20 protein-coding genes and 1 pseudogene are annotated in these 24,324 nt (G+C 73.8%); 13 read left to right on the top strand and 8 right to left on the bottom strand.

Features of this window, described 5'->3' with window-relative positions:
* Positions 1–334: 334 nt before the first annotated feature.
* From GWK25_RS23825 to hypE, 11 genes are all read left to right on the top strand, one after another.
* Positions 335–559, top strand: coding sequence for a hypothetical protein (locus GWK25_RS23825; protein WP_215452793.1), 225 nt, complete (start codon positions 335–337; stop codon positions 557–559).
* Between the two features lie 51 nt (positions 560–610).
* The gene (locus GWK25_RS23820) at positions 611–1,279 is read left to right on the top strand and encodes a DUF4389 domain-containing protein (protein ID WP_215452792.1); all 669 of its coding nucleotides are present in this window, start codon (positions 611–613) and stop codon (positions 1,277–1,279) included.
* 22 nt (positions 1,280–1,301) lie between these two features.
* The gene (locus GWK25_RS23815) at positions 1,302–1,808 is read left to right on the top strand and encodes a hydrogenase maturation protease (RefSeq protein WP_215452791.1); all 507 of its coding nucleotides are present in this window, start codon (positions 1,302–1,304) and stop codon (positions 1,806–1,808) included.
* Positions 1,809–2,016: 208 nt separating this feature from the next.
* Positions 2,017–3,171: a 4Fe-4S dicluster domain-containing protein gene (locus tag GWK25_RS23810; RefSeq protein ID WP_215452790.1), complete on the top strand. Its 1,155-nt coding sequence runs from the start codon at positions 2,017–2,019 to the stop codon at positions 3,169–3,171.
* 3 nt (positions 3,172–3,174) lie between these two features.
* Complete coding sequence (locus tag GWK25_RS23805; protein ID WP_215452787.1) at positions 3,175–3,636, top strand: Crp/Fnr family transcriptional regulator; 462 nt, start codon at positions 3,175–3,177, stop codon at positions 3,634–3,636.
* A complete protein-coding gene (locus tag GWK25_RS23800; protein WP_215452786.1) occupies positions 3,636–4,442 on the top strand; it encodes an FAD/NAD(P)-binding protein in 807 nt (268 codons plus the stop codon). The genes GWK25_RS23805 and GWK25_RS23800 overlap by 1 nt, the downstream gene beginning before the upstream one ends.
* 1 nt (position 4,443) lies before the next feature.
* Entirely contained in the window at positions 4,444–5,199 is a 756-nt protein-coding gene (locus GWK25_RS23795) for an oxidoreductase (protein WP_215452785.1), read from the top strand.
* Complete coding sequence (locus tag GWK25_RS23790; protein ID WP_215452784.1) at positions 5,196–6,527, top strand: Ni/Fe hydrogenase subunit alpha; 1,332 nt, start codon at positions 5,196–5,198, stop codon at positions 6,525–6,527. Before GWK25_RS23795 ends, GWK25_RS23790 begins: the two co-directional genes overlap by 4 nt.
* Before the next feature lie 11 nt (positions 6,528–6,538).
* Positions 6,539–7,165 (top strand): CBS domain-containing protein, encoded by a 627-nt coding sequence (locus GWK25_RS23785; protein ID WP_215452783.1) that lies wholly within the window; start codon positions 6,539–6,541, stop codon positions 7,163–7,165.
* Positions 7,166–7,203: 38 nt separating this feature from the next.
* Entirely contained in the window at positions 7,204–8,325 is a 1,122-nt protein-coding gene (gene hypD, locus GWK25_RS23780; protein ID WP_215452782.1) for a hydrogenase formation protein HypD, read from the top strand.
* Positions 8,322–9,356, top strand: coding sequence for a hydrogenase expression/formation protein HypE (hypE, locus tag GWK25_RS23775; protein ID WP_215452781.1), 1,035 nt, complete (start codon positions 8,322–8,324; stop codon positions 9,354–9,356). The genes hypD and hypE overlap by 4 nt, the downstream gene beginning before the upstream one ends.
* 61 nt (positions 9,357–9,417) lie before the next feature.
* Here the strand turns inward: hypE and GWK25_RS23770 are convergent, their stop codons facing one another.
* Positions 9,418–10,083 (bottom strand): TetR/AcrR family transcriptional regulator, encoded by a 666-nt coding sequence (locus GWK25_RS23770; RefSeq protein WP_215452779.1) that lies wholly within the window; start codon positions 10,081–10,083, stop codon positions 9,418–9,420.
* Between the two features lie 118 nt (positions 10,084–10,201).
* Between GWK25_RS23770 and GWK25_RS23765 the strand changes: the two genes are divergently transcribed.
* Positions 10,202–11,233, top strand: a complete 1,032-nt coding sequence (locus GWK25_RS23765) for an NAD(P)-dependent alcohol dehydrogenase (protein WP_251829004.1) — start codon at positions 10,202–10,204, stop codon at positions 11,231–11,233.
* Positions 11,234–11,287: 54 nt separating this feature from the next.
* Here the strand turns inward: GWK25_RS23765 and GWK25_RS23760 are convergent, their stop codons facing one another.
* The gene (locus GWK25_RS23760; protein WP_215452778.1) at positions 11,288–11,878 is read right to left on the bottom strand and encodes a hypothetical protein; all 591 of its coding nucleotides are present in this window, start codon (positions 11,876–11,878) and stop codon (positions 11,288–11,290) included.
* A 331-nt stretch (positions 11,879–12,209) separates the two neighbouring features.
* Here GWK25_RS23760 and GWK25_RS23755 point away from each other — a divergent pair, with 331 nt between their 5' ends.
* Positions 12,210–14,504, top strand: a complete 2,295-nt coding sequence (locus tag GWK25_RS23755; protein WP_215452777.1) for a heavy metal translocating P-type ATPase — start codon at positions 12,210–12,212, stop codon at positions 14,502–14,504.
* A 111-nt stretch (positions 14,505–14,615) separates the two neighbouring features.
* Here GWK25_RS23755 and GWK25_RS23750 read toward each other — a convergent pair whose 3' ends face one another.
* From GWK25_RS23750 to GWK25_RS23725, 6 genes and pseudogenes are all read right to left on the bottom strand, one after another.
* On the bottom strand, positions 14,616–15,131 hold the full coding sequence (locus GWK25_RS23750; RefSeq protein ID WP_215452775.1) for a flavodoxin domain-containing protein: 516 nt from the start codon (positions 15,129–15,131) through the stop codon (positions 14,616–14,618).
* A gap of 71 nt (positions 15,132–15,202) precedes the next feature.
* On the bottom strand, positions 15,203–15,934 hold the full coding sequence (locus GWK25_RS23745; RefSeq protein WP_215452773.1) for a CBS domain-containing protein: 732 nt from the start codon (positions 15,932–15,934) through the stop codon (positions 15,203–15,205).
* 13 nt (positions 15,935–15,947) lie between these two features.
* Positions 15,948–18,640: pseudogene (locus GWK25_RS23740) on the bottom strand (GNAT family N-acetyltransferase).
* A 262-nt stretch (positions 18,641–18,902) separates the two neighbouring features.
* Positions 18,903–21,146, bottom strand: a complete 2,244-nt coding sequence (locus GWK25_RS23735; protein ID WP_215452771.1) for a bifunctional serine/threonine-protein kinase/ABC transporter substrate-binding protein — start codon at positions 21,144–21,146, stop codon at positions 18,903–18,905.
* A gap of 69 nt (positions 21,147–21,215) precedes the next feature.
* Positions 21,216–23,360, bottom strand: a complete 2,145-nt coding sequence (locus tag GWK25_RS23730) for a bifunctional serine/threonine-protein kinase/ABC transporter substrate-binding protein (protein WP_215452770.1) — start codon at positions 23,358–23,360, stop codon at positions 21,216–21,218.
* Positions 23,360–24,262 carry a hypothetical protein gene (locus GWK25_RS23725; protein WP_215452769.1) on the bottom strand — a complete coding sequence of 301 codons (903 nt, stop codon included), beginning with the start codon at positions 24,260–24,262 and terminating at the stop codon, positions 23,360–23,362. The genes GWK25_RS23730 and GWK25_RS23725 overlap by 1 nt, the downstream gene beginning before the upstream one ends.
* Between the last annotated feature and the right edge of the window lie 62 nt (positions 24,263–24,324).

Here is a 24,324-nt window from a genome sequence, read left to right as displayed (position 1 = left end):
CAGCGTCGTGCCGCGCCGGGTTCCGCGGGCATGGGCCCCCAGGTCTGCGTACGGGGCCGACCGGCCCAAGCGCCGCCTGCTTCCGGGCAGGGCGCGACGGGCCGGCCGTCGGATTCACCGACCGATCCCCGGCGTCGGCCGGCCGATCGCCGGTGGCGAGTGACGAGTGGCCCGGCGCCGGTACCCGTTCAGCCCCTGGGAACGGGGCCCCGACCGTCCGAGGCTGGAAGCGAGGAGCCGACCCGGGACGGACCGTCGGGCGACCGCGCGGCCCGTCCGCCCCAGGGTTCCTCTCTGCCCCGGGGACGGCCCGGGTCCGCAGCAGGAGGAGATCATGATCCCGCTCATTCTGATCGGCGCGGCGGTGCTCGGTGCCTGCCTGGTCTTCGGCTACAACTCGCTCGTCGTCGGCTTGGTCCTCATGGCATTCGGCTTCCTCGGGCTCATCGCCTTCCTGGGCACCCCCGGCGTGGTCCGGCGGCCCGGTGAACGCGAGGTCGTCCTTGAGGAGCGCCACTACATCGGCGAACACGACGACCATCGCCACTACCGGCAGTGATCAGCGCAGTGCCGGGGGGACCGAGAACAGCTGGGAAAGGACCCGAGAACCATGGCATCGGAAACAGTCCCGCCGAGTGTGCCTCCCCTCCAGCCGGTCCGGCTGACCGCGACCTGTGATCCGCAGCTGTCCCGCTGGCTGTGGCTCGTGAAGTGGCTGCTCGCGCTGCCCCACTACGTCGTCCTGGCCCTCCTGTGGGTCGCGTTCGTCGTGGTGGGCATCGTGGCATTCTTCGCGATCCTCTTCACCGGCCGCTATCCACGCCCCCTGTTCGACTTCAGCACCGGAGTGCTGCGCTGGAGCTGGCGGGTGGCCTTCTACACGTACGGCGCCCTCGGCACCGACCGCTACCCGCCGTTCACCCTCGCGGAGGTGCCGGACTACCCGGCACACCTGGACGTGACGTATCCCGAGCAGTTGTCACGGGGGCTGGTCCTGGTGAAGTGGTGGCTGTTGGCCATCCCCCACTACCTGGTGCTGGGCATCATCGGGGGTGGCATCCACGTCACCTGGACCTCGGGAGGGCTCATCGCGCTCCTGACGTTCTTCGCCGGGGTCGCCCTGCTGTTCACCGGTGTCTATCCGCGCGGCATCTTCGATCTGGTGATCGGCCTGGACCGGTGGGTGCTGCGGGTCGCCGCCTACACGTCGCTGCTCACGGACGTCTACCCGCCGTTCCGTCTCGACCAGGGCGGCAGCGAGCCGGGGACGCGCCCATGAGCCCAGACGGACGGTGGGGACCATGACGAGGGACACTCGGATCGCCGTCATCGGCGTCGGGAACGAGTTCCGCCGCGACGACGGCGTGGGCTGGGCGGTGATCGCCGGGCTGCAGAAGCGGGCGGGCGGCCCGCCCCTGTCGGCGGACACCGTGCTCGCCACCTGCGACGGTGATCCGGCCAGGCTGATCGGTCTCTGGGAGGACGCGGGACTCGCCGTGGTGGTCGACGCGGCCCACGCGCATCCGGGGAGCCCCGGGCGCGTCCACCGCCTGGAACTCGACGGCGAGCACCTGGCACGGTCCACAGCGACCAGCTCGCACGGACTGGGCCTCGGTGAGGCCGTCGAGCTGGCCCGCGCCCTGGGGCGGCTGCCGGAGCGTCTGGTCGTCTACGCGGTGGAGGGAGCCGACGATTCCCTCGGCACCGGCCTCTCCCCCGCCGTCACGGCCACGGTGGATCCCCTCGTCGACTCGGTCCGGGACGAGATCGCGCGGTATCGCGCCGCCCCGGTGGGGAGGCTGCCATGACCGTACGACCCGACACGACGGCGTGCCGGCTCCCGGCTCCGCCAAGGAGCCGTGAGGCGCCGTGGACCGTACGCCACGGCGTCCCAGCCAGCCGGAACCAGGCCCGACAGGCCCGGTCCAGGGGCCGTACGACCCCTGCCGTGGACGCCGGACCGGCCGGACGCTGGACATCAGGGGCAGGCAACCGTCTCAACGGAGGAGGAACGCGATGACCCGCACGGCGGCCCCGGCGGTACTGGACCGCGACGGCCTCGACGCCCTGGTCGCGGCCCTGGTGGCCGACGGCCGGACCGTCGTCGGACCGACGGTCCGTGACGGCGCGATCGTGCTCGCGGAGCTGGACTCGGCCGCCGAGCTGCCCTATGGCTGGGGGGTCGAGCTGGAGGCCGGCCGGTACCGGCTCGTCCCCCGCGAGGACGGCGCCGCGTTCGCGCACAGTGCGGGCCCGCAGTCCTGGAAGAACTTCCTCCGCCCGCCGCGGGAGAAACTGTGGAGTGCCGACCGGACGGCCGACGGCCGGCCGGTGTTCACTCCGCACCCGCCCTCGGCACCGGCGTACGCCTTCCTCGGGGTCCGGCCCTGTGACCTGCGGGCCATCGCGATCCAGGACCGGGTCCTGACCGGGGGGCGGCACGCGGACGGCGGCTACGGCGAGCGTCGCGGACGGGCGCTGCTGATCGCGGCCGAGTGCACCGAGCCGGGCGCCACCTGCTTCTGTGTGTCGACGGGCGGCGGCCCCGCCGCCGATCCCGGGTACGACCTCGCGCTCACCGAGGTCGTGGACGAGGACGGACACCGCTTCCTCGTCCGGGTCGGCAGCGACGAGGGTGCCCGGCTGCTGGACCGGGTGCCGCACCGCGCGGCCGACGCGGGCACGCGGGACACCGCCCGCGCCTCGGTGGAGGCGGCGCGTGAGCGCATGGGCCGCTCCCTGCCTCCGGTCGACCTGCGGACTCTGCTGGGCGCGAGCCTGGAGGCCGAGCGCTGGGACGACGTCGCCGCCCGCTGCCTGAGCTGCGGCAACTGCACGATGGTCTGCCCTACCTGCTTCTGTGTCACCACCGAGGAGGTCACCGACCTGACCGGTGACCACACCGAGCGCTGGCAGCGCTGGGACTCCTGCTTCGACCTGGACTTCTCCGCTCTGCACGAGGGCCCGGTGCGCTCCTCGGGGCGCTCCCGCTACCGGCAGTGGCTCACCCACAAGCTCGGCACCTGGCACGACCAGTTCGGCACCTCCGGATGCGTGGGCTGCGGGCGGTGCATCGTCTGGTGCCCGACCGGCATCGACATCACGGAGGAGGTCGCCGCGCTGGACGCGGAACTCGCCGCCGACCGTCGCGATACCACCCCGGAGGCATGAGCGATGAGCGTCTCCCCCATGCTGCGCCTGGCCCACGCGCTGCCGCCCGAGCATCGCGACCGGCTGCTGCGCGTCGCCCGAGAGGTCGATCTGCCGCCGGGCCTGCGGCTGTTCGAGGAGGGCGCACGCGCCGACCGCTTCTGGGTCGTGCGCAGCGGCCGCGTCGCCCTCGATCTGCACGTACCCGGTCGTCGCGCGCCGGTGATCGAGACCCTGGGCACCGGCGACCTGGTGGGCTGGTCCTGGCTGTACGAGCCGTACGTCTGGCAGCTGGGCGCCGAGACCGTCACCCGGGTGGCGGCGCACGAGTTCGACGCCGTCGCCGTGCGCCGGATGTGCGAGGAGGACGCCGAGTTCGGCCGGGCCGTCGGTCACTGGGTGGGCCGGGTCGTGTCGCAACGGCTCAACGCGGCCCGCGCGCGTCTGGTGGACCTGTACGGCCGCTCGCCCGGCGGGGGCGCGTGATGACCGCCGTGCCCGTCCCGTATCTCGTGGTCGACCGGCGGCGGGAGACCCCGGAGACGGTCACGCTGCGGCTTCGACCCGTCGGCGAGACGCTGGCGGACTTCGCGCCGGGACAGTTCGCGATGGTGCACTGTTTCGGCCGGGGCGAGATCCCGCTGTCGGCCAGCTCCGTGCAGGCCACAGGCGGCCTCTCGCACACCGTCCGGGGTGTGGGCGCCGTCTCGGACGGGCTGTGCGCGGCCCGGACGGGTGACGTGCTGGGCCTGCGCGGGCCGTACGGCACCGGCTGGGAGGTCGGGCGGGCGCGCGGCCGGGACGTCCTGGTGGTGGCGGGCGGCATCGGCCTGGCTCCGCTGCGCCCCCTGGTCCTGAGCGTGCTCGCCGAGCCCGGGGCGTACGGCCGGCTCAGCGTCCTCGTCGGGGCCCGTACGCCGGGCGACCTGATCGGCCGGGAGGAGATCGACGGCTGGCCGACGGCGTTCACCGGGGTGACCGTCGACCGGCCCGACCCCGGCTGGCAGGGAGATGTCGGCGTGGTCACCCAGCTCCTGGGCAGGGCGCCGTTCGAGCCCGACGACACCTGGGCCTTCGTCTGTGGTCCCGAGCCGATGATCCGCGCCACCGCCCGGGACCTCGCTCACCGCGGGGTGCCCGCGGAACGGATCAGAGTGTCCCTGGAACGGAACATGCGCTGCGCGACCGCGACGTGCGGGCAATGCCAGTTGGGTCCACTGCTGGTGTGCCGGGACGGTCCGGTCGTCGGCTGGGACCGGGCCGAACCCCTGCTGTCCGTGAGGGAGTTGTGAGATGACCGTGCCGAGGCTCGCCGTGTTCAAACTCGCCTCCTGCGACGGCTGCCAGCTGACCCTGCTGGACTGCGAGGACGAACTCCTCGCGCTGGCGGGGCAGGTGGACGTCGCCCACTTCCTGGAGGCTTCCAGCGCGGTGGGGGACGGACCGTACGACCTGGCTCTCGTCGAGGGTTCGGTCACCACGGCGGAGGACGCGGAGCGGGTCCGGGAGATCCGGGCCGCCTCGCGTCGCCTGGTCACCATCGGGGCCTGCGCCACCGCCGGGGGCATCCAGGCGCTGCGCAACTACGCGGACGTCGACGAGTACCGGCGGGTCGTCTACGCGCATCCGGAGTACGTCTCCACCCTGGCCACGTCCACGCCGGTGTCGGCCCATGTGGACGTCGACTTCGAACTGCGCGGCTGCCCGATCGACAAGCGGCAGCTCATCGAGGTGATCACCGCGTTCCTCGCCGGTCGCCGGCCGGACGTGCCCGACCACAGTGTGTGCTTCGAGTGCAAGCGGCGCGGCACGGTCTGCGTGATCGTCGCCCACGGCACACCCTGCCTCGGGCCGGTCACCCAGGCCGGCTGCGGGGCCCTGTGTCCGGCGTACGGGCGGGGCTGCTACGGCTGCTTCGGGCCCGCGGGCACGGTGAACCTGCCCGCGCTGATTCCCGTGCTGCGCCGGGACGGCCTCGACGAGGACGCCACCGACCGCCTGCTGCACACCTTCAACGCCCTTGCCTTCGAAGAGGAGTTGACGAAGTGACCCATCGCGGCTCCCGAGTCCTGCATGTCGGTTCGCTCGCCCGGGTGGAGGGTGAGGGCGCGCTGCGGCTGAGCGTCCACGACGGTACGGTGCGCGAGGCCCGGCTCGACATCTACGAGCCGCCCCGCTTCTTCGAGGCGTTCCTGCGTGGCCGGGCGTACACCGAGCCGCCCGACATCACCGCCCGGGTGTGCGGAATCTGTCCGGTGGCGTACCAGATGAGCGCGTGCGCGGCCGTCGAGGACGCCTGCGGTGTCACCGTCGGCCCGGGGATCCGTGACCTGCGCAGGCTGCTGTACTGCGGCGAGTGGATCGAGAGCCACACCCTGCACGTCTACCTGCTGCACGCGCCGGACTTCCTGGGCCGGGCGAGTGCGATCGAGCTGGCGCGCACGCACCGGGCGGAGGTCGAGCGGGGGCTGAGGCTGAAGAAGGCGGGCAACTCCGTGATGGCGCTGCTGGGCGGACGGGCCGTCCATCCCGTCAACGTGCGGCTCGGGGGCTTCCACCGCACTCCGACCCGTGCCGAACTGCGGCCGCTGGCGGAGGAGTTGCGCCGAGCTCTCGACGACGCGCTGGAGACCGTGCGCTGGGTGGCCGGATTCGAGTTTCCCGAGGCCCGGGTCGATGCCGACCTGTTCGCGCTGGCGTCTGACGACACGTACGCCATCGAGGGCGGCACCCCGGCCGTGCTGCGCTCCGACGGTACGCTCCGGTCCTTCCCCGTGCGGGACTTCACCGACCACGTCACCGAGACCCAGGTGCCGCACTCCACGGCTCTGCACGCCCGGCTGGACGGGCGACGCCATCTCACCGGTGCCCTCGCCAGGTACGCGGTGGGCGGGCGCCTGCTGTCGCCCGTGGCGAGGGAGGCCGCCCGTGCGGCGGGGCTCGGCGATCCGCGCGAGGGCGTGGTGTGCCGCAACCCCTTCCGGTCGATCCTGGTGCGGGCCGTGGAGGTCGTGTACGCCGTCGACGAGGCGCTGCGGATCATCGACGCGTACGAACCGCCGCCACGCCCGTACACCGAGGTGCCGCCGACCGCCGGGATCGGCCACGGAGCCACCGAGGCCCCGCGCGGACTGCTCTACCACCGCTACGCGCTCGACGCGGACGGCATCCTCACCGACGCCCGGCTCGTGCCGCCCACCGCGCAGAACCAGGGCGCCATCGAGGACGACCTGCTGCGCCTCGCCCAGGCCGCGATCACCGACGGCGACCCGGGCGACGCGGAGCTGACGGTCCTGTGCGAGCGGGCGATCCGCAACCACGACCCGTGCATCTCGTGCTCCACCCACTTCCTCGACCTGACCGTCGTCCGCACCTGAAGGAGGCCCCGATGCCTGACTCGCCGTACACCGTGAGCGATGTGATGACGCATACCGTCGTCGCCGTGGGACGTGAAGCGCCCTTCAAGGAGATCGTCCAGCTGTTCGACCAGTGGAAGGTGAGCGCCCTGCCCGTACTGGAGGGCGAGGGCCGGGTCGTCGGCGTGGTCTCGGAGGCCGACCTGCTGCACAAGGAGGAGTTCCGGGACACCGACGACACGCGGGGCGAGTTCGCGGACCGCCTCAAGGCGGGTGCGGTGACCGCCGGTGAGCTGATGAACGCCCCGGCCGTCTCCGTCCACGCCGACGCCACCCTGGCCGAGGCGGCCCGCATCATGGCGCGCCGCAAGGTCAAGCGGCTCCCGGTCGTCGACCGGGTCGGCATGCTCCAGGGCGTGGTCAGCCGCGGGGACCTGCTCAAGGTGTTCCTCCGCCCCGACGAGGAGATGGCCGAGGAGATACGCGACAGCGTCCTCACCTCGCTCCCGTCCACGGAGGCGATCACGGTCACCGTCACGGAGGGCGTGGTGACGCTGGGCGGATCGCTGCCCGACCGCGGACTCGTGCCCGTCCTGGCGCGTGCGGTGCGGGCGGTCGAGGGTGTCGTCGACATCCGTCTCGACCTCTCTCACCGCTGAGAGCCCGGGCCGGGCCCGACGACTCGCCCGAGGTCTCCATGAAGTACCTGGACGAATACCGCGACCCCGTGCTCGCCCGGCAACTGCTGGACGAGCTGGCGGGCACCGCCACGCGGCCGTGGCGGATCATGGAGGTGTGCGGGGGCCAGACCCACACACTGGTGCGCCAGGGCATCGACGAACTGCTGCCCGCCGGGATGCGGATGATCCACGGTCCCGGCTGCCCGGTCTGTGTGACCCCGCTGGAGATCCTGGACCGGGCCATGGCCGTCGCGGCCCGCCCCGAGGTGATCCTCACCAGCTTCGGTGACATGCTGCGCGTGCCCGGCACGGACACGGACCTGCTGTCGCTGCGGGCCCGGGGCGCCGACGTACGTGTGGTGTACGCCCCCATGGACGCCGTACGCCTGGCCGCCGAACACCCCGACCGGGAGGTCGTCTTCCTCGCGGTCGGGTTCGAGACGACGGCGCCCGCCAACGCCACCGCCGTGCTGCACGCGGCCCGGCTGGGCCTCACGAACTTCTCCGTGCTCGTCAGTCACGTCCTCGTGCCGCCGGCGATCACCGCGCTGCTGGAGGATCCCGACTGCGAGGTGGAGGCGTTCCTCGCGGCCGGGCATGTGTGCGCGGTGATGGGCTGGCGCGACTACGAACCGATCGCCGGGACGTACGGGGTGCCGATCGTGGTCACCGGCTTCGAACCGCTGGACCTGCTGGAGGGCATCCTGATGGCGGTGCGGCAACTGGAGGCCGGGCGGCACGAGGTGGAGAACCAGTACGCGCGGGCGGTGCGGCGCTCGGGCAACACCCGGGCCCAGGACGCGGTGCGGGCCGTCTTCCGGGTCACCGACCGGGCCTGGCGCGGCATCGGCACACTTCCCGCCAGCGGACTCGAACTCACCGACGCCTACCGGGGTTTCGACGCGGCCCGCCGCTTCGCCGTGGACGGACCGCGGTCCGTGGAGGACCCGGAGTGCATCGCGGGCGCCGTGCTCACCGGAGCGAGGCTGCCCACCGACTGCCCCGCCTACGGCACCCGTTTTACGCCCCGCCGTCCCCTCGGCGCCCCCATGGTCTCGTCCGAGGGCACCTGTGCCGCCTTCCACGGCGCCGGACGCGCGAGGACTACCTCCCCACCGACGACAAGGAGCACGGGATGACCATCGAGTGCCCCAGCCCGAGGCATGAGGACGAGGTCGTGCTGCTGGGCCACGGCGCCGGCGGCCGGCTCACCGCCGAGCTGCTCGACCGGCTCGTCCTGCCGTCCCTCGACGGCACCCCGGGCCCTCTGGAGGACGCGGCGCTGCTGCCCGGCTACCGGGAGCTGGTGATCAGCACCGACAGCTTCGTGGTGAGCCCGTTGTTCTTCCCCGGCGGGGACATCGGTTCCCTCGCCGTGCACGGCACGATCAACGACCTCGCCATGCGGGGCGCCTGGCCGATCGCCCTGTCCGTCTCCCTGATCATCGAGGAGGGGCTGCCGCTGGCGGAACTCCACGCGGTCGTCGCTTCCTTGGGGAAGGCCGCTCGGTCCGCCGGGGTCCCCGTGGTCACCGGCGACACCAAGGTCGTCGGACGCGGGGCCGCCGATCGGCTCTTCGTCAACACCACCGGCGTCGGGCAGCGGCACGGTGCGTTGCACCCGTCAGCGGCCCTCGCCCGCCCCGGGGACGCGGTGCTGCTGTCCGGGCCGATCGGACTGCACGGCACGACCGTCCTCAGCACCCGGGAGCGGCTCGGCTTCGAGAGCGACATCGTCTCGGACAGCCGCCCGCTGCACCGCCTCGTGGAGGCGCTCGCGCACGTGGCCCCGGACGTGCATGCCCTGCGCGACCCGACCCGGGGCGGCCTGGCCGCCGCGCTCAACGAGATCGCCCGGGACTCCCGGGTCGCCGTCGAGATCGACGAGAGCGCGGTCCCGGTGCCCGAGGCCGTCGCGTCCGCCTGCGACCTGCTCGGCCTGGATCCGCTGACCGTCGCCAACGAGGGCTGTCTGGTGGCCTTCGTCTCGGCGCCGGTGGCCGAGGAGGCCCTGGCCGCGATGCGGTCCCTGCCGGAGGGCGCGCGGGCGGTGCGGATCGGTGAGGTGGCGGCGCGGGGACCGGCCGGGCGGGTGACCCTGCGGACGCGGGTGGGCGCGCGGCGGATCATGGACATGCCGCTGGGCGAGCAACTGCCGCGTATCTGCTGAGAGTTCGAGCGACGTTCCCGGGTCCGAGGCGGAGCGGCCCGCCGCGCACGTCCGCGGTTCGTCAGCCCGTGGCGCGGTGGAGGCCGTCGAGGATGAGGTCCAGTCCGTAGAGGAACTCGTCACCGTAGGAGTATCCGGGGCGCATGACATGAGCAGTCGCGATCTCGGTCAGGTAGGGGTACTCACCGTCATCGAAGCCACCCATGATGGATTCCGCCAGCTCGGCGGTCTCCTCGGGGGAGCCGAAGGGCAGGCTCTTCTCCTGCAGGGCGAACCCGTAGATGTAGCTGTCCAGGACCGAGATGGCGTGGGCGGTCAGGGTGAGGGTCAACCCGCCCTGGCGGAGGCAGCCGAGAAGGGCGTCGTGGTGACGCAGAGTGGCCGGTCCCGGAGTGGACCGGGACTCCATCAGCCCGATGGCCCAGCGGTGCCTGGACAGCGCGAGGCGCATGGAGATCGCCCGCTGCCGCATCGCCTGTCGCCAGTCGTCGCCGGGCCGGGGCAGCTCCACCTCGCCGAAGACCAGGTCGACCATGCCGTCGAGCAGGTCGTCCTTGTTGGCCACGTGGTTGTAGAGGGACATCGCCTCGACCCCGACGGCCTCGCCGAGCTTGCGCATGCTGAGCGTCTCGACCCCGCCGGCGTCGGCGAGTTCGACGGCGGCACGCAGGACGCGCTGCCGGGTGAGCGGCTCACGGTCGGCTTGTGGGGTGGTGCGTCGGGGCACGGTGAGCGTCGCTTCCTGTCGTGGTCTCTCTTCGGCATTGACGAGCTTACGCTGTAAGTGTTTACTTACGGCGTAAGTCAATACTTACGGTGTAAGTTCACGGAGAGGGAACAGGGCGATGGCGACCTGGAAGACGAGCAGACCGACCGCGACGGACGGCGCGACCATGGCGGCGGTCGTGCAGGAGCGGTACGGCACCCGGCCGGAAGCCGTGCTCCGCATGGGGCGGCGGGCCCGGCCCGACATCGGGCCGGGCGAGGTGCTGGTACGGGTCCGCGCCTCCAGCGTCGACCGGGGCACCTGGCACATGATGGCCGGACTGCCGTACGCGGTCCGGCCCGTGAGCGGGCTGCGCGGGCCGAGGCTCTTCAATCCCGGCCGCAACATCGCCGGTGTCGTCGAGGCCGTCGGTCCCGCCGTGACCGGTTTCGCACCCGGTGACGAGGTCTACGGCACGGCACCCGCCGCATTCGCCGAGTACGCCGCGGCCCGCCCCGACAGGATCGCTCCCAAGCCGACGGGTCTCACCTTCGAGGAGGCGGCGACGGTGCCCGTCAGCGGGCTCACCGCACTCCAGGCGGTACGCGACAAGGGCAGCGTCCAGCGGGGCCAGCAGGTACTGATCACGGGAGCGGCCGGGGGCGTGGGCACCTTCGCCGTCCAGCTCGTCCACCACCTCGGAGCCCGGGTCACGGCGGTCGCGAGCACCCCCAAGCTCGACGCCGTACGGTCGTTGGGCGCCGACCATGTGATCGACTACACGCGCGCGGACTTCCTCGCCGACGGGCGCCGTTACGACGTCATCATCGACATCGCGGGCAACCGCCGTCTGGCGGATCTGCGGCGCGCCCTCACCCCCCGCGGCAGGCTGGTCATCACCGGCGGCGAGACGAGCGGTCCCTGGCTCGGCGGCACCGACCGGCAGCTCCGTGCGCAGATGCTGTCCCCGTTCACCCGCCAACAGTTGGGCACCTTCATCGCGTCCGAGCACGCCGACGGGCTGCGCGACCTGACCGCGCTCATCGACGGGGGAACGCTCAGCCCCGTCGTGGACCGCGTCCACCCGCTCTCCGACACCGCCGCGGCCCTCCGCCAGCTCCTCGACGGCCGGGCCACCGGCAAACTGGCGCTCGCCCTGCCTTCCGCATGACGCCCGCCCCGCTACGGCGGACGCGCCGTCGGCCCCCTCCAGGCACACTCCGCGTCAGCCCGTCCGCTGCCCCCACTGCGGGCCGACCCGCGCCCACTCCCTGTCCCACTGCGCCATCCGCCGCCGTTCGGCGCGCCCGTGGACGACCCAGCCGAGGCAGGAGACGGTCACGGCGGTGCCCACGGCGGTGGCCGTGCCCAGGGCGACGCCCTGGGCCTCCGCGCCGTCCCGGTCGAGAGGCGCGGGGACGACGTTGCCGTGGCGGTCCAGCCACACCCGGACCGTGGCACCGCCGCCCGTGCCGGGCTCGACCCGGGCCGACCCCGTCCGGGGTGAGCCGTCGGCCGCCGTCCAGCGCACCTCGGCCCACACCTGGCCGCCGGTACCGGCGGTCGCGGAGACGGTGGTGGGAGCGTCCTCGGTGAGGACCGCGGAGACAGGGTGCCGCTCGGCCCTCCGCTCGTTCAGGTTCCGCTCCACGCCGTGCGCGGTCGCCGCGCCGACGAAGGCGCCCAGGGCGACGGCGAGCACGCCGACCGCCAGCAGCAGCCAGCCCTCCACGATGTCGCTTCGACGCCGGAGCGGGTTCGCCCGCCAGCGCCACAGCCACAGTCTCCGCGTCGTGCGGTGACGACTGCGAGCCATCGTTCGACACCCCCTCGCACTTCTCGTGGGCCGTGAGGACCCGCCGGACACGGCAGTGTCCTTGGTCCTTGAGGGAAATCTCCCAGTGCGCCGCCCCGACGGGCAGGGGCCGACCGGGTCCCCCTCCGGGGCCTTCCGGGCCGCACCGGACCCGACCGTGGCCAGACCGGCCCCGGGGGCCCGGCGGCAGGGGCCGTCCGTCCCCCGGCCTGGGCTGTGCGGCCCCGGGCCGGACCGCCGTTTGTGCGGGACGCTGGGATCGGAGCCCTGCGCCGACCGAAGGCCCGTCCAGCGAGCGGAGCCGCGCCGGACGGGGCGAGGAGGCCGGCTGATGCGTGGGCGACTGGCACGGTACGGAACGGACGCGCTGCTGTTGGCGGTGACCACGGCGGCGCTCGTCGTCGGAGGGATCGCCTGGCTGGCGGACGCGCCCGAGGTGGCGGATCTGTGCTGGGCGGCCGGGACCGTGGCGGCGGTGGCGCCCTCGGTGATCTGGATCCTGCGCGCCCTGCACCAGGGACACGCGGGCGTCGACGTGATCGCCGTCCTCGCCCTGGGCGGCACGCTCGCCGTGCGCGAGTACCTGGCCGGGGCCCTGATCGCGGTGATGCTCGCGACCGGCCGGGCCCTGGAGGCGGCGGCGCGGCGGCGGGCCTCCCGCGATCTGAGCGCGCTGGTGCGGCACGCCCCGCGATCGGCGCGCCGCCGCACCGGGGCCGAGGTGCGCACGGTCGCACTGGCCGAGGTCGCGGTGGACGATCTGCTGGTGGTCGGACCCGGCGAGGTCGTCCCCGTGAACGGGCGGGTCGTCGACCGCTCGGCCGTCCTGGACGAGTCGGTGCTCACCGGTGAGTCCCTGCCCGTCGAGCACGGCCGGGGAGAACTGGTGCGCAGCGGGGCCGTCAACGCGGGTACCGCCTTCGAACTGCGGGCCACCGCCACCGAGGCGGACAGCGCCTACGCCGAGATCGTCCGGCTCGCCCGGCAGGCCGGTGCCGAGACCGCCCCCGTGGTGCGGCTGGCCGACCGGTACGCCGCCTGGTTCGTGCCGCTGAGCCTGGTCGTGGCGGGTCTGGCCTGGCTGATCGGGGGGTCGGCGACGTCCGCGGTAGCGGTGCTGGTGGTCGCCACGCCCTGTCCGTTGCTGCTCGCCGCCCCGGTGGCGATCGTCTCGGGACTCTCGCGGGCGGCCCGCCGGGGAGTGGTCGTCCGTGACGGCGGCGCCCTGGAGAGCCTCGGCCGGGCCCGCACCCTGGTTCTGGACAAGACGGGCACGCTCACAGCGGGGCGCCCCAGTGTCGTGGACGTCGCCGCGGCCCCGGGCGGCGAACCGGCGGAGGTGCTGCGCCGCGCCGCCTCCCTCGACCGGTTCTCCCCGCACGTCCTCGCCCAGGCCCTCGTGGACGAGGCACACCGGCGCGGACTGGAACTGTCCATGCCCGCGGACGTCCACGAGAAGCCGGGGCTCGGCGCCACCGGCTCCGTGGACGGTCGTGCCCTCTTCGTGGGCCGGATGCCCGTCGGGCAGGAGACCGCCGCGTGGGTCCGCGCGGTCGACAACCGGTCCGTGCTCGACGGGGCGACCGTGGTCTGGGTGACGGTGGACGGTGAGGTGGCCGGTGCCGTCCTGCTGCGTGATCCCCTGCGCCGAGACGCTCCGAGGACGCTGCGGCGGCTGCGGGCGGCCGGCATCGGGCGCCTGACGATGCTCACCGGTGACCGCTCGGAACCCGCCCACGAGGTCGCCACCGTCCTCGGACTCGACGACGTGCGGACCGGACAGTCCCCCGCCGACAAGGTCGCCGCGGTCCGTGCCGAACGCGCCCACGCCGTCACCGTGATGGTCGGCGACGGCGTCAACGACGCTCCGGCGCTGGCCGCCGCCGACGTCGGGGTCGCCATGGGGGCGCGCGGCTCCAGCGCGTCCTCCGAGGCGGCCGACATCGTGCTCACCACGGATCGGGTGGACCGGCTCGCCGACGCCATGGGCATCGCCGTACGCGCCCGCCGCATCGCCGTGCAGAGCGCGCTGGGCGGCATGGTCATGTCGCTGGCCGCGATGGTGGCGGCGGCCTTCGGGCTGCTGCCTCCGGCCGCCGGCGCCCTCCTCCAGGAGGGCATCGACGTCGCCGTCATCCTGAACGCGCTGCGCGCGCTGCTCCCGGCCCGCGAGGACGCCCAGGTGCTCACGCCCACCGCGGAGGGGTTGGTGCACCGGTTCGCGGCCGAGCACGACGACCTCCGGGAGGTGGTCGAGGCTGTCCGGGCGGCGGCGGAACGGCTGTCGCAGGCCCCGCAGGGCCAGGCGCGGGAATCCGTAGAGCAGGTGCACCGGCTGCTGACCGAGCGGCTGCTGCCGCACGAGCACGCCGAGGAGCACCAGCTCTATCCCGCGCTCGCCGACTCGCTGGGAGGCCCGGAGGCGACGGCCACGATGAGCAGGGCCCACGCCGAGATCGACCGTCTCGCCGACCGCATCGCCACGCACCTCACCCTCACCGACGCGGACGGCGGGCTCCGCCCGGAGAACCTCGACGACCTGCGGGCCTGCCTGTACGGGCTGTACGGCGTCCTGCGGTTGCACTTCGACCAGGAGGAGGAGAACTACTTCTCGCTGGCGCCTTGAGGGACCTGGCCGGAGCAGCGCGGAAGAGGGCCGGAGCGGCGCGGAAAAGGCGGGACACACGGTACGGCGGGCGGCCCGCCGCCCGCCGTACCGTCCGCTGCCCCTTCCAGGTCAGAGCCTCTCCCCCTGCGGCGCCCCCAGCAGTTCCTTGGCGATCCGGCCCGCCCACGCCTCGATCGCGGGAAAGTCCCGGAAGTCGCCCCCCTTGCCGGACTCCACGATCCGGTGGGCGATGAAGCCCTTCGCGCCCTTCTCCAGGCAGCCGCCGAAGGTGATGTGCTCCCTGGCGTCGAACCGGATCACGGCCCTTCGGACGCCGGGCACGGGCGGGATGTCCCGCTCGGAGGCGGAGGCGTCGAGGGGCCCGCTGCTGAACAGCCACAGCGGGCGGGCGGGCAGTTCGCGGCGGTGCCGGCGCAGGAAGCGGCGGGCGTTCTTCTGCCAGCGGCCGGCGTAGACCCCGCCGCCGACCACGACGGCGTCGTACGGCAGCAGGGTGACGACGGATTCGGCGGGCCGGGCCTCGGCCGTCAGCCCCTCCTTGTTCAGGGTCTCGGCGATGGTCTCGGCGATCCGGGCGGTGGATCCGTTGGTCGTCCCGTAGGCGACCAGGACTTTGGCGTTCATGACGTCGACCTCCCTCTCACGGCCCTGCGCGGCGGCCCGCCCTCGCGGACCGCGCGTCATGGCCTTGCGGTTCACAGCCTGCGCGGCCAGTGGTCCGCGACGCCGTACAGTGCCTGTTCGGCGGGTTCGATGTGTGCGTCGTCCAGCCGCCAGGTGAGTTTGTCGACGACGCCGACCACCCCGTCGATCTGGCGGGTCAGCGAGACGGCGATCTCCGTCTCGCTCTTGCGTTCCATCTGGCCCGAGAGGGTGACGACGCCCTGGTCCACGGTCACCTCGACGCTGTGCGGGGCCAGCCACAGGGTGCGCACCACCACCTCCCGGGTCACGGTGGAGCGGATCTCCTCGTCGGGCCGCAGGAAGACCTGGAGCAGGTCGCGCCGGGTGACGATGCCGACGAGGCGCTCCTCCTCGTCCACGACGGGCAGCCGCTCCACACGGTGCCGGGCCATGGTCCGGGCCGCCTCGACGACGGTGTCCTCCGCGTGCACGGTGATCGGCGGCTCGGTCATCAGCCGGCCCGCCGTACGGGCCTCGGCCTTGGCGGCCTGCCGTCGTGCCCTGCGGGTCAGCGCGCCGAAGGGGTGGCGCCTGCGCGGCTCGTACGGGTCGGGAGCCTCGGCCTGCCTGGCCATCAGATCGGTCTCGGAGATGACCCCGATGACCTTCTCGTCGTCGTCGATCACCGGAAGTCCGCTGATCCGGTGGTCGGCGAGCAGGCGGGCGACCTCCTTGAACGGGGTGTCGTACTCGGCACGGACGACGTCGGTCGTCATCACGGAGCCGACCTTGTCATGCTTCATGGCTCTTCCCTCCTCAGCGAAGGCGCCGCAGATAGGGGTCCTGGGGCCTGCGGGGCAGCAGGCGCACGCGCGCGTCGAGCACGGAGACTCCGGCCGATGTCGCGAGAACGGGGTTGAAGTCGGCCTCGGCGAGCTGCGGCAGGTCGGCCGCCATCCGGGACAGCCCCAGCAGCAGCCGCTCCAGGCGTTCGAGGTCGACCGGTCCGCTGCCGCGCGCGCCGAACAGCAGCGGGGCGCACCGCGGTGCGGTGATCAGGTCGTGGACGTCGTGGTCGGTGAGCGGGGCGAGCCGGGCGGCGTGGTCGCCGAGCACCTCGGTGGCGGTGCCGCCGAGTCCGAACAGCACGAGCGGGCCGAAGACCTCGTCCTGGACGACGCCCGCGAAGAGTTCGGTACCGCGTGGGGCGAGCGGCTGGACGACCACGCCGGCCAGCAGGTCCCCGAAGCGGGTCTCGAAGTCGCGGAAGGCGGCGCGGACCTGCGAGTCGCCCTGGAGGTCGAGGTGGACCGCGCGCTGTTCGCTCTTGTGCACGAGACCCGGCCAGTGGGCCTTCATGACCACGCGGCCGTCGGGACCGCGCAGCCGGTCGGCGGCGAGGACGGCGGCGTCCTCGGTCTCGGCCCAGGCCCAGGGGATCTGCGGTATGCCGTAGCAGGACAGCAGGTCGGCGCAGGTCCGCGGGTCGAGCCAGCCGCCGTCCGGGTGGACGGACAGGAACGTGTCGACGAGGTCGTGGGCGCGGTTCCTGTCGATGCCGTCCAGGCGCGGCACGGTTCCGGCGGGGCGGGCCAGCCAGGCGGCGCGGCGGGCGGCGTGGGTCAGGGCCCGTGCCGCGGCCTGGGGTTCGGCGTAGGACGGGACGGTACCGCCGCGGGTGGCGGGCAGCAGCCTGACCGGCAGGTCCTGTTCGAGTCGGACCGCGACGACCGGTTTCGGCCTGGGGCCGGGGGCGTCGGTGAGGGCCCTGACGAGGTCGTCGCCGGTCGCCGCGGCGACGGCCGTGGGGACGAGGGCCAGCAGCACGGCGTCGATCCCGCCGTGCCGCAGCACCCGTTCCACGGCGTCCCCCAGCTGTTCCTCCGTGACGGCGGCCGTGGCGTCCACGGGGTTGCCGACGGACGCGCCGCCGGGCAGGAGGGTGAGCAGGTCGTCGACGAGTTCGGGGGTGAACGTCGGGAGGAGCAGGCCGGCCTCCACACAGGCGTCGGCGGCCAGGACGCCCGCGCCTCCGGCGTTGGTGAGGATGGCGACGCGGAATCCCTTCGGCAGGGGCTGGGAGTGCAGGAGGGCGGCGGTTTCGAGGAGTTCGCCGACCGAGCCGGTGGCGGTGACACCGGCCTGGGTGAACAGGGCCCGGCGGGTCATGGTCGGGGTGGCGGCGGCGGCCGTGTGCGAGGCGGCGGCCCGCCGCCCGGCCTCGGTGCGGCCCGCGTCGACGGTGAGCACGGGCATGCGCCGGGTCACCCGGCGCGCGGTGCGCGAGAACGCCCTGGGGTTGCCGAAGGACTCCAGGTGGAGCAGGGCGAGGTCGGTGCGGCCGTCGCTCTCCCACCACTGGAGCATGTCGTTGCCGCTGACGTCGTACTTGTCGCCGAGCGAGGCGAAGGACGACACGCCGATGCCGAGCCGGGAGAGCCCGTCGAGCAGGGCGATGCCCACCCCGCCGGACTGCACGGCGACACCGGCGGCGCCGGGGCTCGGATGGCCGGCGGCGAAGGTCGCGTCGAGACGGACGGCGGGGTCGGTGTGGGAGATGCCCAGGCAGTTGGGGCCGACGAGGCGCATGCCGTGTGCGCGGCAGGCCTCCCGCAGGGCGCGCGCCTGGTCACGGTCCAGGCCCGCCGTGACCACCAGCAGGGCCCGCACGCCGGCCTTGCCGCATTCCTCGGCCGTGGCGGGGACCGCGGCGGCGGGTACGGCGACGACCGCGAGGTCGGGGGTCTGGGGCAGTGCGGCGACGGACGGGTGGCAGGGCACGCCGAGGAGCGACGCGGCGGCGGGGTTCACCGCGAACAGCCGTCCGGTGAATCCGCCGGTGCGCAGGTGGTGCAGGACGGCGCGTCCGACGGATCCCGGCTTGCGGCCCGCGCCGATCACGGCGACGGTGCGGGGTCGCAGCAGCGGTTCCAGGCTGGCGATGTCGGCGGCCCGGCCGCGGGCCTCGACGGCCGTGAGGTAGGTGTCGTCCTCGGTCAGGGTGATGGTGCAGCGCACCTCGGGGCCGTCGTAGCTGCGGGTCATGCTCAGTCCGAGGTCGGAGAAGAGCCGGAGCACCTCGCTGTTCTCGCTGAGCGCGTCGGCGGTGAAGGTGGTGATCCCCTCCGCGCGGGCGGCCGAGACGAGGTGTTCGATCAGCAGGGTGCCGACGCCCCGGTGGTGCAGTCCGTCGGCCACCGCGATGGAGATCTCGGCGGTGCCGGCGTCCTCGCCGGTTGCGTACTCGGCGAGGCCGATCACCTGGCCGTCGCGCTCCGCCAGGAGCGCCCGGTATCCCTGACGCGGTGGGGCACAGGCCCGGTCCGCCGCCAGCTTGGCCGAGCGCCGGCTCGCCGCGAAGAACCGCAGCCGCAGATTCTCCGAGACATCTCCTCGTAGAGTCCTTGCAGCTGATCGTGATCGCCTCGCTCCACGGCCCGGATGCGCACGGTCGTTCCGTCCGCGAGCAGGGCGTGGACAGGGGGGCGGCTGAGCAGGTCGTCCGTCATGGCAGGTCTCCTCCGGGCCGGTGACACTTCGAGCATCCAGCGGATCGGAAGGTGATCCCATGGGCTGTCCGGGGACGGGACGGGGGCCGGTCGGCCCTAACCGGGCGACTCGGGCGGCCCCCGGCACCGCGACCACGCGCCGGCCGCCCGGTCCGGACGGGTACGGCGGCATCGCCGACCGAGGACGCCGCTCCGGAGCCGGCTGACGGCGATGTGCTCGCGCGGCATCGTGCCTGCCCCGGACGAGCGAGGTCGGCGCGGGTCACCCCACCTGGTCGTAGCGGCCCAGGAGGCGGAACCTCCCGTCCTCCACCTGGTACAGGAAGCTCGTGTTCTCGGGCTCGAGGCTGTGGGTGAGGTCCTGGGTGAAACGGATGGGTTTGGCCACACCCTCGTAGCTGAGTTTGAAGATGCGTTCGGCGACCTGTCCGGGGGTGATGCCGACACCGGCGCCATGGGCCTCCAGGGCCGCGGTGATCAGCCCCACCGCGTCGTGGGCTTCCGCGGCCCAGCGGGCGGGAGGCACGCCGTAGCGGGCGCGGTGCGCGGCGGTGAACGCTTTGGCGGCCTTGGTGTCCGACGACTGCGGTTCGCTGTAGGGCGCCTCGAACACCCAGCCCTCGGCCGCCTCGCCCGCGGTCTTCGTGAAGGCCGGGCGCATGACGGATTCGTAGCTCACGCGGGGGCCGGTGAATCCCGCCGAGGCGAGGGCGCGGGCGCAGGCCGCGGCGCGGGTCGGCGAGGTGCCGGCGTAGACGACGGCCTCGCGGTGAGTGGCCAGCGCGGCGGCGACGGCCGGGCCGAAGTCCTCCGTACCGGACGCCACCGGGTGAACCGTGGCGCTGCCGTCGCTGGGCGGGGACTCGCGCAGGTTGCGGGCGGTCTCGGCCATCCCGGGCGCGGCCTGGTCATGGACCACGGCGGTCCGCTCGACCCCGCGCACCCGGGTCAGGTAGGCGAGCACGGGCAGGTTCCGGAAGCTGGACGGAACCACGGTCGTACAGCGGGTGCGGGTCTCGGTCGAGGAGGGCCCCACGGCGCTGGAGTCGGCCGAGACGAGCAGGACCGGCGTGTACGCCTTGCCGTACAGGGGGACCGCGACGCGGGCGGCGGCCACGGTGGTGGGGCCGATCACCGCGCACAGCGACCGCTGGGCGAGCAGTGTGCGGACCCCTTCCTTCGCCCGCCCGGCCTCGCCCCGGTCGTCGTACGAGGTCAGGGCGAGCCGGAAGCGGGTGTCCGCACGGGCGTTGTACGCGGCCACGGCCAGCCGGGCGCCGCGCTCCTGCGCCAGCCCGGCCTCCTTGTGCTCACCCGTCAGGGCTGCCTGGAAGCCGATGACATGGACGGGCAGGTCCTGCGCCGGGCCGCCTTGTGCGGTGTCCTGACGGTTCGTCAGCAGGAGCGCGGTGCCGGACGCGGCGAGCACCGCGCCGACCGATCCGCCGATCGTGAGGATCCGGCGCCGGGAGGGCGCTCGGCCCGCTTCCACCAGGGTGGGCTCCAGCGGGGCCGCGGGTCCGCTCTGCCGGGGCGGCGGGTCCAGGGCGCGGGTGGAGCGGTCGGCGACCATGCGGAGCACGGCGGAGGGGAGCCAGTCGGCAGTGGGGTCAGGGGCGGGAGTGAACTCATCTGCGGGGGCTGCCTGTTGACGGGGAGCGTCCTGTTGACCGGGCCCGGTCGCCGTCGCCGGGCGGGCGTCCCGCAGGGAGCGCGCGAGTCCGGCCGCCGTGGGCCGGGACGCGGGGTCCTTGGCCAGGCAGCCGGTGATCGCCGTGCGCAGGGGAAGCGGCAGCCGGTCCAGACCGGGCACGTCGGGTTCCTCGTGCACGGTGCGGTACAGGACGGCGGCCGGATCGCCGAGGCCGAAGGGCCGCTGTCCGGTGAGCGCGTACGCCAGCACACAGCCCAGCGCGAACAGGTCGCTCGCCGGGGCCGCCGCGCCACCGCTCCGGGCCTGCTCGGGGGCCAGGTAGCCGGGGGTGCCGACGATCGCGTCGGGTTCGGTCAGCGCCGTGCCGCCCGGCGACCGGGCGATGCCGAAGTCGATCAGGCGGGGGCCGTCGAGGGCGAGCAGGACATTGCCCGGCTTGACGTCCCGGTGCACCAGACCGGCGGCGTGCACCTCGGCCAGTGCCTCCGCGAGCCGGGCACCGAGCGCGGTGACGACGGCCGGCGGCAGCGGGCCGTGGCCGTCCACGGCCTCGGCGAGGGAGGGCCCCGGCACGAACGCGGTGGCGAGCCAGGGCTCGCGGGCCTCGGCGTCGGCGTCGGTGACGTTCACCAGCCAGCGGCAGGTGAACGTCCTGGCCAGCCGTGCCTCGCGCCGGAACCGTTCCCGGAAGGCCGGCTCGGCGGCGTACTCGGCGCGGATGACTTTCACGGCGGCCAGGGTCCCGTCGGCGGTTCGGGCCAGGTAGACCACACCCATGCCGCCCGCGCCGAGCCGGGCCAGCAGCCGGTGCCCGCCCAGTTCGCCGGGGTCGTGCGCACGCAGCGCCCGCATCAGTTCGGGTCCTCCGGTCCCACGAACCTCCTGGGCGCCGCCCGGCGTCTCCGCTTCCAGCGCATCGGATCAGGTTCCGGTGACGTCCATGGCGCCCACGTAGGCGAACCGCCCGTTCTGGACGCGGTACCGGTGGAGCACCTGCCGCTTCATCCGCTTCCGGTCGTCGAAGGCGTAGGTCGCGGCCACGCCGGTGAACCGGGCCGTGGTGAGGGACCGGGTGACCCGTTCGTGGGTGGGCCGCTTCCCTCCCTTCGGGGCGAGAGCGGTGAGCCGGTCGGCGAGCAGGCGCGTCACGTCGTACGCCTCGGCCGCCCACGGGCCCGGCGCACCGCCGTAGCGCTTGCGGTAGGCGGTGGCGAAGGCGTTGACGGGCGCGGCGTCGGGTCCGATGTACGACGTCAGCACCTGCCAGCCCTCGGCCGCCCGGCCGGCCCCGGAGAGGAAGGCGTCGGTGGCGGAGGCGGCGTCGAGGTAGCAGGGCCCGGTGAAGTTCCGCTCCGCGAGGGTGCGGGCGACAGCGGCGGCGCGATCGGGGGTGCCCAGGTAGTAGAAGCCGTCGACCCCGCGGCCGAGCATGTCGACGGTGACGGGTGCCAGGTCGCCGACGCTCGCCAGGGCGGGCACCACACGCAGATACAAATCGAGTCGGCCCTGTGCCTGGAAGCCGACGACGAGCATGGACTCCATCCCGGCCAGCCTGCCCGCCCTGTCGCCCAGCAGACCCAGCTTTCCCACACCGTCCGCGCCGAGAGCGGTGATCGTGGCGAGGGCGCCGTACGCGGACAGCGTCGCGGCCTGGAAGTACGAGCGCGGGGCGTCGCCGGCGATGGCCGATTCCGCGGCGCTGGTGGACAGTTCCGACACCGTCACCAGTGGCATCCCGGCGCCGTCGTAGACCTCCAGCGCGGCCTGTGTCGAGGAGTAGCCGGTGGGGCCGAGCACCGCGAGGACGTCGGCGGAGCCGGTCAGCCGCCGGGCCGCCCGGAGCGCGCGGGCCGGCTCCCCCCGGTCGTCCTCGGTCCTCAGCGCGAGCGTGAACGGTCTGCCCTCGCGGGCGTTGAACCGCTCCACCGCCAGCCGCGCACCCCGCTCCTGCGCCCGCCCGGTCTCCCGCAGCGGGCCCGTCAGATCCGCGTGGAGGCCGATGGCCCAGGGGCTGCCGGCGGTGTTGGCCCCCGAGGTGCCCTCGTCGTCGCGCAGCGCCGCCCACAGCGCGGCGCCCCCGCCCGCCAGGAGCAGCGCCGCGCCGCCGCCGAGGGCGAGGACCCTGCGACGGCTGCGGCTCGGCGGCTCCCCCGAGACCTCGGTGGGCTCGATGCCCGGCAGAGCGAGCATCTGCGCCGACCGGTCGGCGATCATCCGCACCACCGGGTCGGGCAGCCAGTCGATGGTGCCGACAGGGGCGTCCTCCACCAGTTCCGCTTCCACCTCCGGCGCCGTGGGCCGCTGTTCCGGCTCCTTCGCCAGACAGCGGACGAGCAGCGCCCGCAGGTCGGCGTCCGCGACGCCGTCCAGCTCGGGCTGGTCGTGGACGGTGCGGTACAGCAATCCGTCGACAGTGCCGGTGCCGAAGGGCGGGCGTCCGGTGGCCGCGTACGCGAGCACGCAGCCCAGCGAGAAGACATCACTCGCCGCGCCCACCCGCCGTGCCCGCGCCTGTTCGGGAGAGAGGAAGCCGGGGGTGCCGACCACCATGCCGTCCGAGGTCAGCTCGGTCTCGTCGGCCGCCGTCGGGCGGGCGATGCCGAAGTCGATCAGGCGGGGGCCGTCGAGGGCGAGCAGGACGTTGCCCGGCTTGACGTCCCGGTGCACCAGGCCTGCCTCGTGCACGGCGGCCAGGGCGCTCGCCAGCACCTTGCCCAGCACCCGTACCGCACGGTCCGGCAGGGGACCACAGGCCGCGACCGCCTCCTCCAGGGAGGGGCCGGGCACGAACGCGGTGGCCAGCCAGGGCGCGGCCGCCTCCGTGTCGGCGCCCACCACCCGTACCACCCAGGGGCTGTCGACCTGCCCGGCGGAGGACGCCTCGCGGCGGAAGCGGGCCCGGAAATCGGCCTGGTCGGCGTACTCGGGCTGGATCACCTTCACTGCGGCCAGGTCACCGGTCCCGGTGCGGGCCAGGTACACCACGCCCATGCCGCCGGCTCCCAGACGGCCCAGCAGGCGGTTGCCGCCGAGGCGGGAGGGGTCGGTGGGAAGCAGCCGCTCCATCACTCGCCGCCCTTCTTGTCCTCGACGCCGGGACTGCCGGAAGGGGTGGCCGGGTCAGGTGAGGGCGGACCGGACCCGGTGGGGGTTCCGATCGCGTCCTGCACCCGCAGCAGCATCCTCACCGCCACATCCACCCCGTCTATCGCACCCTCCAGCACCCCGCACACGGACGTGGAGACCACGACCGACCCGAAGACGGACTGCGTCCAGTCGTAGTCGTAGGGGCCGCCCCGCGTGTCGCTGACGCAGGTGCCCGTCTCCGTCAGCGAGTCGTCGCTGGTCGTGTTGGCGTTCTCCCCCCAGGCGACGGCGATGGAGGACAGACCGGTCAGCCGCTCGCCCGGCCGGAGCGTCTGCTCACGGCAGGTGACGGCCTCCTCCAGCATCCCGGCCTGTTCCCAGGCCGCGTCCAGCGCCGTCCGGTGCACCGTGACGGTGGTCGACAGCCAGGCCGACTCCTCGGCGCCCTTCCCGGGTACCTCGAAGTGGCGGGTGAGTGTGGCCAGTACGTCCTTCGGCAGCCCCTGCCGCCGCCAGGCGCAGTCCTCGCCCAGCACGGCCCAGGTGTTCGGGTCGCTCTCGTACGGCGTCGCCGGTACCGCCCCCGCCCCCAGATACTCCGGATCGACGATCACCTTCCGGACCAGCGCCCTCGCCTCGGCCGCGGTGCGCGGCTGCTTCGCCGGGTCCGCCCGTTCGGTCGGCGAAGCCGCGGGGAGGGTGTCGGCGTCGGGGACCGCGCCTGTGCTCTCGTCCGTGGCCTTCCCGCTCCCGGTGGCGTCCGGGCTGGATTCCGCCTTGGTCCCGCCGCCCGGCGCGCTGGCTCCGTCCGTGCAGCCGGCCAGCAGCAGAGCGCACATCAGCACGCTCGCGCGGACCAGCCGCTTTCTCACATACGTCACGATCCCTCCCCTCGTGGTGTCCTCGCCTCAGCGAATCCGTGCTGCGCCGCCGTGCGCACCAC

Origin of the sequence: Streptomyces sp. ATCC 21386, assembly GCF_018728545.1 — a bacterium.
GTDB lineage: Bacteria > Actinomycetota > Actinomycetes > Streptomycetales > Streptomycetaceae > Streptomyces.
This window is presented reverse-complemented; position numbering and strand designations above follow the sequence as displayed.

What these genes read in the sequence shown, in the direction of transcription:
- GWK25_RS23785 (WP_215452783.1), top strand. Translation starts at nt 6,539, where the DNA reads ATGCCTGACTCGCCGTACACCGTGAGCGATGTGATGACGCATACCGTC.
- GWK25_RS23825 (WP_215452793.1), top strand. Translation starts at nt 335, where the DNA reads ATGATCCCGCTCATTCTGATCGGCGCGGCGGTGCTCGGTGCCTGCCTG.
- GWK25_RS23750 (WP_215452775.1), bottom strand. Translation starts at nt 15,131, where the DNA reads ATGAACGCCAAAGTCCTGGTCGCCTACGGGACGACCAACGGATCCACC.
- hypE (WP_215452781.1), top strand. Translation starts at nt 8,322, where the DNA reads ATGACCATCGAGTGCCCCAGCCCGAGGCATGAGGACGAGGTCGTGCTG.
- GWK25_RS23810 (WP_215452790.1), top strand. Translation starts at nt 2,017, where the DNA reads ATGACCCGCACGGCGGCCCCGGCGGTACTGGACCGCGACGGCCTCGAC.
- GWK25_RS23795 (WP_215452785.1), top strand. Translation starts at nt 4,444, where the DNA reads ATGACCGTGCCGAGGCTCGCCGTGTTCAAACTCGCCTCCTGCGACGGC.
- GWK25_RS23745 (WP_215452773.1), bottom strand. Translation starts at nt 15,934, where the DNA reads ATGAAGCATGACAAGGTCGGCTCCGTGATGACGACCGACGTCGTCCGT.
- GWK25_RS23735 (WP_215452771.1), bottom strand. Translation starts at nt 21,146, where the DNA reads ATGCGGGCGCTGCGTGCGCACGACCCCGGCGAACTGGGCGGGCACCGG.
- hypD (WP_215452782.1), top strand. Translation starts at nt 7,204, where the DNA reads ATGAAGTACCTGGACGAATACCGCGACCCCGTGCTCGCCCGGCAACTG.
- GWK25_RS23760 (WP_215452778.1), bottom strand. Translation starts at nt 11,878, where the DNA reads ATGGCTCGCAGTCGTCACCGCACGACGCGGAGACTGTGGCTGTGGCGC.
- GWK25_RS23755 (WP_215452777.1), top strand. Translation starts at nt 12,210, where the DNA reads ATGCGTGGGCGACTGGCACGGTACGGAACGGACGCGCTGCTGTTGGCG.
- GWK25_RS23800 (WP_215452786.1), top strand. Translation starts at nt 3,636, where the DNA reads ATGACCGCCGTGCCCGTCCCGTATCTCGTGGTCGACCGGCGGCGGGAG.
- GWK25_RS23765 (WP_251829004.1), top strand. Translation starts at nt 10,202, where the DNA reads ATGGCGACCTGGAAGACGAGCAGACCGACCGCGACGGACGGCGCGACC.
- GWK25_RS23805 (WP_215452787.1), top strand. Translation starts at nt 3,175, where the DNA reads ATGAGCGTCTCCCCCATGCTGCGCCTGGCCCACGCGCTGCCGCCCGAG.
- GWK25_RS23730 (WP_215452770.1), bottom strand. Translation starts at nt 23,360, where the DNA reads ATGGAGCGGCTGCTTCCCACCGACCCCTCCCGCCTCGGCGGCAACCGC.
- GWK25_RS23815 (WP_215452791.1), top strand. Translation starts at nt 1,302, where the DNA reads ATGACGAGGGACACTCGGATCGCCGTCATCGGCGTCGGGAACGAGTTC.
- GWK25_RS23820 (WP_215452792.1), top strand. Translation starts at nt 611, where the DNA reads ATGGCATCGGAAACAGTCCCGCCGAGTGTGCCTCCCCTCCAGCCGGTC.